Origin of the sequence: Mesorhizobium sp. INR15 (assembly GCF_015500075.1) — a bacterium.
GTDB lineage: Bacteria > Pseudomonadota > Alphaproteobacteria > Rhizobiales > Rhizobiaceae > Mesorhizobium.
Map to the genome: position 1 here is coordinate 1,684,948 of NZ_CP045496.1, position 13,369 is coordinate 1,698,316.

General features: G+C 63.7%; 11 protein-coding genes. 4 read left to right on the forward strand and 7 right to left on the reverse strand.

The window, feature by feature from the left end; translation table 11 throughout:
- The first annotated feature begins 10 nt into the window (after positions 1-10).
- Together GA829_RS08160 and GA829_RS08165 are read left to right on the forward strand one after the other, a co-directional pair.
- Entirely contained in the window at positions 11-1,069 is a 1,059-nt protein-coding gene (locus GA829_RS08160) for an HPr kinase/phosphorylase (protein ID WP_195178017.1), read from the forward strand.
- Complete coding sequence (locus tag GA829_RS08165) at positions 1,066-2,496, forward strand: glycosyltransferase family A protein (RefSeq protein WP_195178018.1); 1,431 nt, start codon at positions 1,066-1,068, stop codon at positions 2,494-2,496. The genes GA829_RS08160 and GA829_RS08165 overlap by 4 nt, the downstream gene beginning before the upstream one ends.
- 28 nt (positions 2,497-2,524) lie before the next feature.
- Here the strand turns inward: GA829_RS08165 and GA829_RS08170 are convergent, their stop codons facing one another.
- From GA829_RS08170 to GA829_RS08200, 7 genes are all read right to left on the reverse strand, one after another.
- Positions 2,525-3,910, reverse strand: a complete 1,386-nt coding sequence (locus GA829_RS08170; protein WP_195178019.1) for a glycosyltransferase family 4 protein — start codon at positions 3,908-3,910, stop codon at positions 2,525-2,527.
- Positions 3,911-4,019: 109 nt separating this feature from the next.
- Positions 4,020-5,108, reverse strand: coding sequence for an ABC transporter ATP-binding protein (locus tag GA829_RS08175; protein ID WP_195178020.1), 1,089 nt, complete (start codon positions 5,106-5,108; stop codon positions 4,020-4,022).
- A complete protein-coding gene (locus tag GA829_RS08180) occupies positions 5,095-6,033 on the reverse strand; it encodes a PfkB family carbohydrate kinase (RefSeq protein ID WP_195178021.1) in 939 nt (312 codons plus the stop codon). Before GA829_RS08180 ends, GA829_RS08175 begins: the two co-directional genes overlap by 14 nt.
- A complete protein-coding gene (locus tag GA829_RS08185) occupies positions 6,034-7,056 on the reverse strand; it encodes an SIS domain-containing protein (RefSeq protein WP_195178022.1) in 1,023 nt (340 codons plus the stop codon).
- Positions 7,053-7,898: a carbohydrate ABC transporter permease gene (locus tag GA829_RS08190; RefSeq protein WP_195178023.1), complete on the reverse strand. Its 846-nt coding sequence runs from the start codon at positions 7,896-7,898 to the stop codon at positions 7,053-7,055. Before GA829_RS08190 ends, GA829_RS08185 begins: the two co-directional genes overlap by 4 nt.
- Positions 7,898-8,782, reverse strand: a complete 885-nt coding sequence (locus GA829_RS08195; RefSeq protein ID WP_195178024.1) for a carbohydrate ABC transporter permease — start codon at positions 8,780-8,782, stop codon at positions 7,898-7,900. The genes GA829_RS08190 and GA829_RS08195 overlap by 1 nt, the downstream gene beginning before the upstream one ends.
- Positions 8,783-8,967: 185 nt before the next feature.
- Positions 8,968-10,206: an extracellular solute-binding protein gene (locus GA829_RS08200; RefSeq protein WP_195178025.1), complete on the reverse strand. Its 1,239-nt coding sequence runs from the start codon at positions 10,204-10,206 to the stop codon at positions 8,968-8,970.
- Positions 10,207-10,417: 211 nt separating this feature from the next.
- On the opposite strand from GA829_RS08200, the gene GA829_RS08205 reads away from it, so the two are divergent.
- Positions 10,418-11,632, forward strand: coding sequence for an ROK family transcriptional regulator (locus GA829_RS08205; protein ID WP_195178026.1), 1,215 nt, complete (start codon positions 10,418-10,420; stop codon positions 11,630-11,632).
- A gap of 127 nt (positions 11,633-11,759) precedes the next feature.
- Positions 11,760-13,361: an inorganic phosphate transporter gene (locus tag GA829_RS08210; RefSeq protein ID WP_195178027.1), complete on the forward strand. Its 1,602-nt coding sequence runs from the start codon at positions 11,760-11,762 to the stop codon at positions 13,359-13,361.
- Positions 13,362-13,369: the final 8 nt, after the last annotated feature.

Below are 13,369 nucleotides of genomic sequence, written 5' to 3' on the forward strand. Positions count from 1 at the left end.
AGGCCCTTTCGTGCGGGCGCCAGATCTGATCACCGACCCGGCGGCGCTTGCCGAACAGTTCCGGACTTTTGTCGCCGGGCATGGCCCAGCCTGCCGCTGCGAGGCGCGGTTTGGCGATTTCTCCGTTACGGCGAACTTTCACGGGTTCACCCCGCAAACATCCTATGGCCAAGCGCTTCGGCCTGTCAGGCATGCGGCGGCGCCGGCACTGACAATCCATGTCTTCGACGGAGAGGCCTGTGGCCTTGCGCGGCCGCGGCTGGCGTGGACCTTGCCGGATTTTGGTCCCAAGCGGGTCGTGCCGGGTTGGTCCAGCGATAACCGAACCGTCTATCTGCTGCGTGGTGAAAATGGCCTGGCGGTGGCGGATTGGCAGGCAAAAGAAGCATTCATCTGGATGCCGTCATCTGACGCCGTGCCGTGGTATGAACGGGCGGCGCCGTTTCGCTGGCTGTTCGACGGTCTCGCAGCCAGGCTGGGCATGGCGACATTGCACGCGGCGGCGGTCGGGATCGATGGCGAAGGCGTTCTTCTGGTCGGGCGGGGCGGCGTCGGCAAATCGACACTGGCGCTTGCCTGTCTCGGCAACGGGTTCGACTATGTCGGCGACGACTACTGCCTGTTCTCGCAAGCCAGTACGCCGCAAGCCCATGCCCTGTATTCGACAGCCAAGTGGAAGAAGGACGCGACCGTGACGCCAGCCTGGCTGAACAGCATTTCGCCCGATGCCGTCGACACGACGCAGCAGAAGAACATCGTCTTTGTCGATGCAGCGAAGCCACAGAGCCTCGTCGACAGCCTGCGGGTCAAAGCCATCGTCATTCCGTCGATCGGCGGCACGACGCAGGCACGTCTCGAGGCGATGCCGCAGCAGGCGGCCTTGCCTCATGTCATCACAAGCACACTTGCTCAATCGGAGGCCGGAGCCGCGCCTTTGGTGCGGGCGGTGGGCCATCTGGTGCGTTCCGTACCCGCCTATCGCTTGCACATGACGCGCGATCCGCAGGAATCGGTTTCGGCGATCAGGGATCTGCTGGCAAAGGCCTCCGATGCGGGGCGTGTCGTATGAGCACCGCAGCCTCGGTCAGCGTCATCGTGCCAGTCCACAACAACCATCAATATCTCCGGGCGGCACTGGAAAGCATAAGCGCGCAGAACACCGGCGGCTGCGAGGTTATTGTCGTCGACGACGGTTCGGAGCCGCCCGTGGCTGACCTGGTGAGAGAGGTCTTGCCCGGAGCGGTCGTGCTGCGGCAGGACAATGCCGGTCCGTCCGCGGCCCGCAACCACGGGCTGGAGCGGGCCACCGGTGAATTCATCGCGTTTCTCGACGCCGACGATCTGTGGACGGGGAATGCCCTTTCCCTTCTCCTGAAAGGGTTTCGCGACGCTCCGGCCGCCGATGTGGTGCAGGGCCATGTCAGGCGGTTTGGCGACCCGGCTGCCGCTGACCGGGATGGCGCTCTCGGCGCCCCCTATCTCGGCTTCAATGTCGGTGCCCTCCTGGTCCGCAGGGCCATGTTGCAGGCGGTCGGGCTATTCAACGAGGGATTGCGGCAAAGCGAGGATGTCGACCTCCTCATGCGGCTGCATGAGCACGGTGCAGGCCGGATCGTCATCCCGGACATCGTGCTCGAATACCGGCGCCATGAAAACTCGGTGACCGCGATAGCGCCGCCAAGGGTTGTCGGGCAAGGCGCCACCGAAAGCTGGATCAGGCTGCTGCACAACACAATCGCGCGGCGGCGGTCCTCGCAGGAGCCGGTCCTGAAGCCGCCGGAGCCGATGCCTCTGGTCCAGCCGATTTCCGTCGTGCTGACCGTCAAGGATGGCCGCAAATATCTGCCGTCGGCACTGGCGTCCATTCGCGCGCAGACGCTGCCCCCGGCGGAGATTCTTGCCGTGGTCGGGGCGTCGGAGGATGGAACGCTCGACTATCTGCAGGCGCAATCCGACGTGCGCGTTGTCAAGCAGAGCAGCGATGGGCTGGCACAAGCGCGGAACCAGGCCATCACTGAGGTTCGCGGGCCGCTGATCGCGTTTCTCGACCACGATGATATCTGGCACCCACGCAAGCTGGAGATGCAGGCCAAAGCGATCGCGCTTTTCGTCAGGCCTGCCATCAGCATCACCAACTTCCGGCTCGTTCGCGACGCCGATCCAGACGATGCCGCCGCTGTCAGCGCGGATGCGGGGCAGGTGCCAAGGCTGGGCTGGACGCCGAGCGCGCTGCTAACCCATCGCGATGTATTCAGTGCCGTCGGCGGGTTCGATCCGACGCTGGGCATGGGCTGCGATACCGACTGGTTTCGCCGGTTCCGGCTTTGCGGACTGCCATGCGGTGTCGCTTCCCAGGTGCTGCTCGACAAGCGCATTCATGCCGGCAACCTTAGCCGTGAGACGGCCCGCAACCGCACAGCGATGTTTCGCATGCTGCAAAAGCACCGCGCCGAACTACGCGGCGAGACGCCGGCCAAGCCCGAAGCGTCGGGCTGATGGCAGCGTCCAGCGTCATGGGCCTCGCTCAGGCCTGAGGGCCGATGACATGCCCGGCAACAGAGGCCGGAGCGCCGAGCCGCAGCGCTTCGGAGAGTTCATGCCGGGCTTCGGCGATGCGGTCATGACGCGCAAGCCAGATGGCGGTCCAGTACCGCAGCAACGGATCGTTCATCGCCGCCTTTCGCCAATGCAGGACGCCGCCCTCGACCTGAAACGCATCATCGTCGAGGCCTTCGGCATAGGCCATCAGATCGGCCGTCCGCCCCGTACTCCAGGTATCCACGGCATTGCGTGCCGTTGCTTCATCCCAGTCTTGCGACATCAGGAAGAGAACGCTGGCCGGCATCGGCGCGGAATGCCCGTCGTGCAGCAGGCCCGACTTCGGTTGCCGCGATGCGGCCTCAATTGTCTCCACCAGGGCCGCGACATGTCTGTCCGCCGAAAACAATGCCAGCGCTGATTGCCGGGCATTGTGTCCGAGCGTGGCGCGTTTTTCCGGATGATGATGAAGATGCTCGATCGCGGCGACGAATTCGCCCTCGCTTTGCGCGACGATGCCGTTCTTGCCGTCAACGACGAATCGGCTTGGCCCGCCATGGGGAAGAATGACTGGCGGCACACCGGCGTACATGGCTTCCTGCAGGCTGATGTCGCTGGAGGCATATGTCCGTTCCGCCAGCGGATAGGCGAAGACATCCGATGTCTCGAGCACCGCGCCGATGTTCTCGACAAAGCCACGGCATTCGAACCGGCCGGGGTCAGGCGATGCAGCCAGTGCCGACGCCATGCCCTGTTCAAGCGCGCCACCGCAGATCCGGACCTTGAGGCCGGGGATGTCGAGCGCCGCCATCATCTCGATGAAACGGGGATGCATCTTGCCCCGGTTCGTGGTGCCGATGTAGTCGGCGTTAAAACCGTCATGCGCCTTTGCATGCAGCCCGGCGAGGCGATGTTCGTCGGCGAGGCCGGGAACGACAGGCGCGGCCTCCAGGCCGTTTGCCTGGTCAGATGACGAAGGCGCGGTCAGCACCAGGCCGGCCGCTTCCGTGGCCAGCCGCGTGTTGAGCTTTTGCGGGGCATTGGCGCCGAGGATCAGAGCCCAGACGACGTAGCGCGCAGGAGGCAGGTCAGCGGTCAGCAGCCGCCAGAGGCTGGGTGTGTTCCAGAAGTGAACCAGCACGACATCCGCACCGCTAATCTCGGCGGCCGTCTTTTCCATCCCGGGAGCCCGCAGGATTTCCGCCCCAAGCCGCCGCAGCTCGAACAGCAGCGGCATGTGGTCACCGGCCTGGAGGGAGATGATCGTGTGGCTGATACCAGGATGGCTGCTCCTGGTCCGCTTGACGAAGGTCAACAGCGACCGCGTCGGGCCGCCCGCACCAAGCACCGGGATGATATGCAGAAGCTTCAAGATGGATCGCTTTGGAGCAGGAGAAGGGCGACGGATAATCCGATCGCCAGAAGGACGGGATCAGCATCAAACTGAACGTCTTTGACAGGGCTGCGCAAGCCCTGTTTTTTCAAATCGTGGCTTCGATGGCCTTGCCGGTTGCGGGATCGAAGAGGCGCAAGGCATCTCCATCAAAGGCAAGGCTTCGGATCTCACCTTTCGCGATACCGGCCCGAGGCGGCAGGCAAGCGGTCAGGCGCTGCGTGCCGATGCGGGCGGTGGTGACGAGCTCAGGGCCGGTCAGTTCGACCACTTCCGCTTCGACCGGCAGCGACAGCTCTGCTTCGGTGCCAGTTGCCAGGCGAAACGCTTCGGGCCTGATGCCGACAATGACTTGAGCGCCGCTCTGGACCGTGTTCTTGAAACGGGCAGGCAAGGGTATCCGCACGTCCGAACCGGCAATCGCGAGGCCACCGTTTTCCACGATGGCCTGCAGCATGTTCATGGAAGGGGCGCCGACGAAGCCGGCGACATAGAGCGTCGCCGGTTGGTTGTAGATTTCCTCCGGCGTGCCAAGCTGCTCGATCCTGCCGTCACGCATGACAGCGATCCGGCTCGCCAGCGTCATCGCCTCGATCTGGTCGTGGGTGACATAGACGACCGTGGTCTGCAGGATCTGGTGCAGGCGCTTCAGCTCGGTGCGCATTTCCAGCCGGAGTTTCGCGTCGAGATTGGATAGCGGCTCGTCGAACAGGAAAACCTGCGGCTTGCGCACCAGCGCCCTGCCGATGGCGACGCGCTGACGCTGGCCGCCCGAAAGCTGGCTCGGCTTGCGGTCGAGCAGGTTCTCGATCTGAAGCAGCTTTGCCGCGTCACGCACCGTCTTGTCGCGCTCGGCGGCGGGCACCTTGCGCATCTCCAGGCCGAAGCCGATGTTTCGCTGGACGGTCAGGTTCGGATAGAGGGCATAGGACTGGAAGACCATGGCGATGTCGCGGTTCTTGGGGTGGACGCCAAGGATCGAGCGGCCGCCGATCTGGATGTCGCCGCTGGTTGCTTCAGCCAACCCGGCAATGATGTTGAGAAGCGTCGATTTTCCGCAACCTGACGAGCCGAGCAGAACCAGGAATTCGCCGCTTTCCAGCGCGATGTCGATGCCTTTCAACGTCTCGACATTGCCATAGCTCTTGCGGATGTCGCGGATTTCAAGTGCGCTCATGGGCGACGTCCTCGAATTGCATGGGCCCACCGTAGTTGCGGGGCAAGGTGGAGATGGCGCGCGAGGCCACATGGGTCGCGGCGGAGAGACAGACGGACAGCGGCTGGTCCTGAGCCAGCGCCGCCAGGAAGGCGGCGTTGAAAACGTCGCCGGCGCCGATCGTGTCGACGACTTTCACGTCAGGCGCCACGGCTTCGACCAGCGCCCCGTCGGGGCCGATGGCGATGGCGCCTTGCGGCCCGCGTTTGACAACAAACGTCGCGCCTTTCTTCATGCTTGAGCGGACTTTTCGGGCGGCTTCGACAGGGTTTTCCAACCCGGCCAGGGTCACGGTCTCGACCTCGTTGAAAAGGGCGAGATCGCAGCGCGAAAGCCAGGCTAGCGTCGCCGCGCAGTTGGCCGGGGTCCAGCCTGTAATCGGCCAGCCGGTGTCGAGCGCGACGGCAATGCCGTGCCGGTCGGCCCAGTCGAAGAAAGCTTCGTAGTCGCCTGTGAGATCATCGGTCAGGAACGATCCCGACAGCAGGGCATAGCCACCCGAGAGCCGGTTGCCGTCGAGGACCGTGAAGACATCGGCCAGGCTGAAGCGTGGCAAGTGCCCGGTCGTTGTGAAGAAGGTTCGCTCGCCGTCGGGATGGGTCATGCCGACCGAGAGCGTCGTGCTTTCGGGACGCACCGGCCATTTCTCGGCACGGCTGCCGAAGGCATCACGCAACCAGCGGCCGAACTGGTCGTCTCCGACATTGGCGGCAATGGCGAAATCGACGCCAAGCGCCAGCCAGGCGAGCCCGCTATTTCCCGCCTGGCCGCCGACGCGCAGTTCGTCATGGTCAACGACTGTCTCGGTCCCGGCTTTCGGCCAAGGCGTCACCGGGCCGACGATGAGATCGACATTGACGTTGCCGATGACTGCAAGCGGCCGCATTCACTCGCTCCTGGTGATCTTGGTGGAGTGAACAGGCGTGCCGGCATTGTCGACGCGAGATTCGGCGAAGGCGACCATCAGGCTTTGCGCCACCGGCAGCATGGCGAAGACAGCCGCCAGGCCGGAGGCCGGCTTGAAGGAAAGCGTGACCGCGCCCGCAACCGGCGCCTGCCCGGAGGCATCGAAGAGGATCAGAGACGCGCCGGCCTGAACCACGGAGACGGCCATGGCGGTGACGAGATCCGTCGTGTGGTCGTTGCCGCGAAACAGGATGACGCCGATCGATGGTCCGAGCATTTCCATGGGCCCATGCCGCAGCTGGCCGCCTTCGAGCGAAAAGCACGGGAGACGCGAAAGCTCGGTGAGCCCGAGCGCCAGGGCTTCGGCGACACCTTGCAGCCGGCGTCCCGACGTGACGATCGCCGTCACCTTTTCCAGGGCGGCGAGCGCCTCGCTGATGTCACCGGTCTCGGCGGCATCAAGCACCGCCAATGCCGGGCCCGGATCCTCGCCCAGTGCGGCCAGAATGGCCAGGTGCAAGGCGAAACTCACGGTCAGGCTGCGGGTGGCGGCAAAGGCAAGCTCGGTGCCGCCGGCGCCGATCAGGCAAGGCGCCGTGCGGGCGAGGAACGAGCCGCCCTCCAGCGTCAGCCCGAATGTATCATCAGCTTCGTCCGTTTCCGCGAACCAGCGCACGACTTCGGCGCTTTCGCCGGATTGCGAGGTGATCAGGACCGTCCTGTCCACCAGCGGCAGCGGTTGGCCAAGCTGCTCAGAAAGCGGCATCGCCAACGCGTCGATGCCGAGCGACCGATAGAGCGGCTCGACAGCGCGGCCGACGGCGTGCGAGCCACCCATGCCAAGCAACAGCAGCCGTCCGGTCTCGCGGATCGAGGCGGCGGCCTTTGCCGCCATATCGGTGTTTTGCCGGAACGAGGCGAGAGCATCCGCGTGCTGGCGCGCCATCTCGCGGTCGATCGCGACCAGTCCGGCCGGCCGGGTTTTTTGCGCAGTCATCGTCATCCTTTCACACCACCGCTGGTCAGTCCGGAGATCAGCGCCCGTTGCATGACGAGGCCGATCAGCACCGGCGGCAAGGCGGCCAGCACGCCTGCCGTTGCAATCAATCCGTAGTCGGAGACACGCCCGCCGGCCAAATCGGCGATGGCGACGGTCAAGGTCTTGGCGCGTTGGTCCGAGGTGAAGAGCAGGGCGTAGAAGAACTCGTCCCAGGCCAGCAGCACCGCGAACAGCGCCGACGTCGCCATGACCGGGGCGGCCAGCGGCAGCGTGATGATGCGCAAGGTCTGGAACAGGCCGGCGCCGTCGATCATCGCCGCCGCCTCGATTTCGCGCGGGATCGAATCGAAGCCCGATTTCATCAGCCAGGTGGTGAAGGGCGCCAGGATGGTCAGGTAGACCAGGGCCAGGCCGAAGACATTGTTGAGCAGGCCGAGATGCGACAGGCCCATATAGAGCGGCACGGCCAGCGCCACCGGCGGCAGCATGTAGGTGGCAATGACCATAGACAGCGACCAGCCGATCGAAGGCGTGCGCGATACGGCCCAGCCGGCGGGAATGGCCAGAGCCAAGGCCGCCACGGTCGCCATGCCGGCAATCTCAAGACTGTTACGAAGCGATGAGGTGAAAGCGGCACCCGCGCTGTTTTCAGCCGTCGACAGCAATTCCCTGTAGCGGGAGAAGTCGACGCTTTGCGGCCACCAGCGCAGCGGCTTGGCAGCGAGATCGGCGGCCGGTGAAATGCTCATGATGAACAGCCAGGCGACGGGCGCCAGGATGACGGCGGCCAGCAAAATGGCGCAGGCATAGATGAAGATCGTGAAAGCGGGGCTCCTGCGTTCCATCAGGCAGCACTCCCAGCGGTCTTGCGCACAAGCGCCGCATAGCCAACGGCCAGCACCGTGACGAGCAAGGTGACGATCAGGGCCAGCGACGCGCCGGAGCCGGCGCGCTGGAAGGAGAAGGCCTCCTGGTAGACGAGGATGGACAGCGTGCGTGTGGTGTTCGCCGGTCCGCCGCGGGTCATCACCCAGATGATGTCGAAGACCTTGAAGGCCTCGATGGTGCGCAGCACCAGCGCGACCATCAGCGGGCCGGCGAGATAGGGCAGGATGACAAAGCGGAAGCGGTTGAATGGCCCTGCGCCATCGACCAGCGAGGCGGCGGTGATGTCGCGCGGCACGGCCTGCAGGGCAGCGAGCGCGATCAACGCCACCAGCGGAAAATTCTTCCAGCAGTCGGCGACGATCAGGGCCGCCAACGCGGTTCCCGGCTCGCCGAGCCAGGAGCGATAGGCGTCCAGCAGATGCAGTTGCGTCAGCGCTGCGTTCAAGGCGCCATATTCCGGATTGTAGATCAGCCGCCACAGGGTGGCGTTGACCACTGTCGGCAGCGCCCAGGGCAGGATCATCAGCGCCCGCAGCAGCGCACGGCCGCGAAACTGCTGATTGAGCAGCAGCGCGGCGAGCACGCCGATGATCATTTCAGCGGCGACAGAAATGACCGCGAACAGCGTCGTGGTGATGAGCGTGCGCGAGAAATTCGAGCTCGACAGCATGTTTGTATAGTTGTCGAGGCCGACGAAATTGCCTGCCGTGCCAACAAGCTTGGCGTCGGTGAAGGAAAGGCCGATCGTATCGACAAGCGGCCAGCCGATGACGGCGACCATGACCACGAGCAAGGGCAGCATCAGCAGCCATGCACGGGTTGTCATCCAGGTGCCCGACATCGGAGCAACCTCTCTTCTTTCATCGTGGTTTCAGACATAGCACGGGCGGCACTCGCGAATGACCCTGGAAATCGGAAACCGATTTCCGGTAGGGATCATGCGCAAGATCAGAAAGCGCTACAGCGTCCCTGGCTCGTCCGAGGGACGGGCGGCACTCGGCCGCCCGTATCGGGGATAGAAACAGCTCAGAGGCCGCTGTTCTGCGCGGCGGTCTTCAATGCATCTTCCGGCGAGGCTGTGCCGAGCAGCGATTCCTGGATGGCCTGCTGCAACGCGGTCGACAACTCCTGGTATTTCGGCGTGGTCGGACGTGGATACATGGCGGCCAGGCCGAGCTTCGCCGCGGCGATCAGCTCTTCCTGGCCCTTGGTGACCGCCGGGTCATCATAGGACGAGGCCCAGATCGGCAGCGAGAGCTTGGCATACTGGTTCTGCGTCGCTTGAGAGGTCATGAAGGTGATGTATTTCCAGGCTTCGTCCTGATGCTTGGAGACCGCCGTGACGCCGAGGCCCATCGAGCCATTGACCGCCGACACTTCGCTGGTGCCGGTCACGCCCGGCGCCGGCACGACGCCGACCTTGCCCGCCACCTTCGAGTCCTTCGGATCGTTGGCCATGTTGTACATGTAGGTCCAGTTCAGCGCGAAGGCGGCGTCACCGTTTTCGAAGACCTTGCGCACGTCCTCTTCCAGGAATTCCTTGGAATTGGGGTTGGTGAGGCCCGACTTGTAGCTGTCGACCATGTATTTCAGCGCCGAGACGCCAGCGCCGTTCTGGAAGTCCGGCTTGCCGTCCTTGAGGAAGTCGCCGCCATAGGCGCTGACCAGCGTGGTGTAGTCGCAGATCGCGGCCTCAGCCTGCGACCAGCTCCAGGCGATCGGAGTCTTCAACAGACCCTTGTCCTTGATGATCTTGGCCTGTTCGCCGAGTTCTTCCCAGGTCTTCGGCGGTGCCTTGATGCCGGCCTTTTCCAAGATGTCCTTGTTGTAGAACAGGTATTTGGTGTCGAGGATCCATGGCATGCCGTAATACTTGCCTTCGTACTGGACCGTGGTCCAGGCGCCCGGCAGCACACCCTTCTTCATGTCGTCGGTGATCTTCGGCGAGACATCGACCAGCACCTTGTTGGTGGCGTATTCGGCCGGCCAGATGACATCGAACAGCACGACGTCATAGCCGCCTCCCGAGCCTTGCGCGAGCACGGTCTTGTCGTGCAGGCCTTCATAGGGGACGAATTCGAGATTGACCTTGATGTCCGGATTGGCCTTGGTGAAGGCATCCGTCATGGCCCGCACATCGGCCTCGCTGTAGGCGGCCTGCGCCATGAAAAGCGCGTTGAGCGAGGTTTCAGCGAAAGCGTGGGGGACCAGAACTCCCCCGACAAAGACTGCACCCAAGAGGGTCTTACCGATCGATTTCAGCATCTTCTTCTCCCATTTCCGATGTTGACGGGTCGGCGGTTCATGCTGCCTTCCCGGATTGCTGTCGCGTGACCTATGTTCCCTCCGACCGATCGGCGGCGACAGGTATAAAGCCTTAGCCGTCTTTCTCCAGCGGTCGGTTTCGCTATTAAGTCAACTCGCTTGACTTAATTAGTCGATCAATATTCTAATGGAGTCAAGAGGGGAAACGCCGGTGGACGACATCAGCCCGATCCGCGCCAAAAGCGGTACCAATCAGGAAGGCACGAGCGCCCACAACCGCCGCGTCATGATCGAGGCGTTGCGTCTCAATGGCGCCCTTTCGCGGGCCGATCTGGCGCGGGCGACCCAGCTGACCAAGCAGGCGGTCTCCAACATCATCGAGGATCTCGAACGTGATGGCCTCGTCGTCGGGCTTGAGGCGGTGAAGAAGGGCAGGGGGCAACCCTCGACCCCGTACAGGCTGGTTCCAGAGGGCGCCTTCGCCATCGGGCTGCAGATCGATCGCCACCTGACGCGGGCTGTCGCTGTCGATCTGGTCGGCAGCGTGCTGGCCCGCGCGGACGCCAACATGCCATCCGATGATCCATCGAAAGGTGTCGATATCATCCTTGGCCTGATCGCCGGCGTCAGGCGCGAACTGGCCGGTATCTCCGCCCAATCCGAAGAGCGGCTGGTCGGCCTTGGCGTTGCCATGCCAGGTCCCTTCGGGCTGCAGGATTCGGACGACAAGTGGATGATGCCGGCCTGGCAGAAATTTCCGCTGCTGGAGACATTGGCGGCAGGCACAGGATTGAATGTCGGGCTCCAGAACGATGCCGCCGCCTGCGCGACGGCGGAGCGCATGGTGGGCGCGGCGCACGGTCTCGATCATGCGGTTTGCCTCTATGTCGGCTACGGCATCGGTGCAGGACTGATCCTCAATGGCGAACTCTACAGCGGCGGCAATGGCAATGCCGGCGAGATCGGCATGGCATTGCTATCACCAGCCGGCCCCGGTGCCACGCCGCTGGAACATCGCGCTTCGCTTGCCTCGCTCTACCAGCATCTCGGCCTCGATCCCGCCGATGAAGACCTCTATGAGCGGATCGGCGTGCTGGCCGCGGCTGAAGACGCTAAAGTCATGGCCTGGATCGACGGCGCGGCGCATGATCTGCGCTGGAGCGTGCATCTCATCGAAACGGTCTTCGATCCGCAGACGGTTATCCTGACCAGCGGTGCACCCGAGGCGTTGGCCCGACGTCTGGTCGAGGCCATGCATCCGCTGCTGCCATCGACGGCCGACCGGCCAGGCCGCAGCTTGCCGCGCCTGCAGCTTGGCACGACCGATCCGTGGTCGATCGCCATCGGCGCCGCGGCAGCGCCCATCAGCCGTGCCTTCGATCCGTTGTTCTCGGCGATCCGGAAGACGCGATCCGGCGGCGCCTGAAGAGCGCCGATCGCCGATCCTTTCGTCCTGCCCGACCTGACGCGGCGTTCCGCATCGTCACACAGGGTTCATTGTGCGGACATAGCGTCATTCCTGGTTCTTTGCTGCAGTGCAACAGGAGTGGGACATGGTGGACATAGTTTCTAGTGAGGCGGGCATTCCGAGACCGGAGCATCCGCTGGATCATTCAGGCGGCGCGAAATGGTTCCTGCCGGCTTTCGGCGTGCTCCTGCTCGCCGGGGTCGTCTATGTTGGCTACGCGCTGAGCCAGGATCTGGCCGTGGCCAAGACCGTGCCCTGGATCCTGCTTGGCATTGCCTTGCTGATCGCGCTGGGCTTCGAATTCGTCAACGGCTTCCATGACACCGCCAATGCGGTTGCGACGGTCATCTACACACGCTCCCTGCCTGCCGAATTCGCGGTCATGTGGTCGGGCTTCTTCAATTTCGTCGGGGTTCTGACTTCAAGCGGCGCGGTGGCGTTCGGCATCCTGTCGCTGCTGCCGGTCGAACTCATCCTGCAGGTCGGCTCCTCGTCGGGCTTTGCCATGGTGTTCGCGCTGCTCGTCGCCGCGATCCTGTGGAATCTCGGGACCTGGTTCCTCGGCCTGCCGGCATCGAGCTCGCACACGATGGTCGGTTCGATCATCGGTGTCGGCCTTGCCAACCAGTTCATGGCGCCGGCGGGTAGCGCCACCAGCGGTGTCGACTGGTCGCAGGCGACCAATGTTGGCATAACCTTGCTTGTCTCGCCGATCATCGGCTTCTTCGCCGCAGCGATCCTGCTCTATGTGATGAAGCTGCTGGTTCGCAATCCTGCGCTCTACGAAGCGCCGAAGGGCAATGCACCGCCACCCCTGTGGATCCGCGCCCTGCTGATCTTCACCTGCACTGGCGTCAGCTTCGCGCATGGTTCCAACGACGGCCAGAAAGGCATGGGCCTGATCATGCTGATCCTGATCGGCGTCGTGCCGACGGCCTATGCGCTCAACCGCACGCCTGACATCAATTATCTCGAAGCCTACAAGTCGGCTTCGGTCAGCGTCGAGCAGGCACTTGGCAAATATGTCAAGCCGGGCGTTACCGTTGCCGACGCCAAGGCAGCCGTCCAGGAGGCCGTGCGCACCAGGACCTGGAACGACCAGACGACGGTCGCGCTGCAGACGTATATCCACAACACCACCGCTGGATTGCAGCCCTATGCCTCGGTCGAGACGGTGCCTACCGATCTGGTCAGCAACGCCCGTAACGATATCTACCTGATCGGTGAAGCGCTGAAGCTGATCGACAAGAAGAAGTTGCTGCCGATGGAGGCGACCGACCTGAAGGCGGTCACCGACTATCACAAGGCTGTCGACAACGCGACGAAGTTCATCCCGCTCTGGGTGAAGGTTGCCGTGGCCCTGGCGCTGGGACTTGGCACCATGGTCGGCTGGAAACGCATCGTCGTCACGGTCGGCGAGAAGATCGGCAAAAGCCACCTGACCTATGGCCAGGGAGCCGCCGCCGAACTGGTCGCCATGGTGACCATTGGCATGGCCGACCGGCTGGGGTTGCCGGTGTCGACAACCCATGTGCTGTCGTCGGGCGTCGCCGGAACGATGGCCGCCAACGGCTCAGGCCTGCAATGGTCGACGGTGCGCAATCTGCTGCTGGCCTGGGTATTGACCCTGCCTTGCTCGATCACGCTGGCCTTCGTGCTGTTCATCGTCTTCCGCCAGGTGTTCTAGGCGAGGCC

Coding starts and splice junctions, on each gene's coding strand:
- GA829_RS08180 (WP_195178021.1), bottom strand. CDS start 6,033: ATGCGGCCGCTTGCAGTCATCGGCAACGTCAATGTCGATCTCATCGTC.
- GA829_RS08200 (WP_195178025.1), bottom strand. CDS start 10,206: ATGCTGAAATCGATCGGTAAGACCCTCTTGGGTGCAGTCTTTGTCGGG.
- GA829_RS08190 (WP_195178023.1), bottom strand. CDS start 7,898: ATGGAACGCAGGAGCCCCGCTTTCACGATCTTCATCTATGCCTGCGCC.
- GA829_RS08195 (WP_195178024.1), bottom strand. CDS start 8,782: ATGTCGGGCACCTGGATGACAACCCGTGCATGGCTGCTGATGCTGCCC.
- GA829_RS08210 (WP_195178027.1), top strand. CDS start 11,760: ATGGTGGACATAGTTTCTAGTGAGGCGGGCATTCCGAGACCGGAGCAT.
- GA829_RS08175 (WP_195178020.1), bottom strand. CDS start 5,108: ATGAGCGCACTTGAAATCCGCGACATCCGCAAGAGCTATGGCAATGTC.
- GA829_RS08185 (WP_195178022.1), bottom strand. CDS start 7,056: ATGACGATGACTGCGCAAAAAACCCGGCCGGCCGGACTGGTCGCGATC.
- GA829_RS08165 (WP_195178018.1), top strand. CDS start 1,066: ATGAGCACCGCAGCCTCGGTCAGCGTCATCGTGCCAGTCCACAACAAC.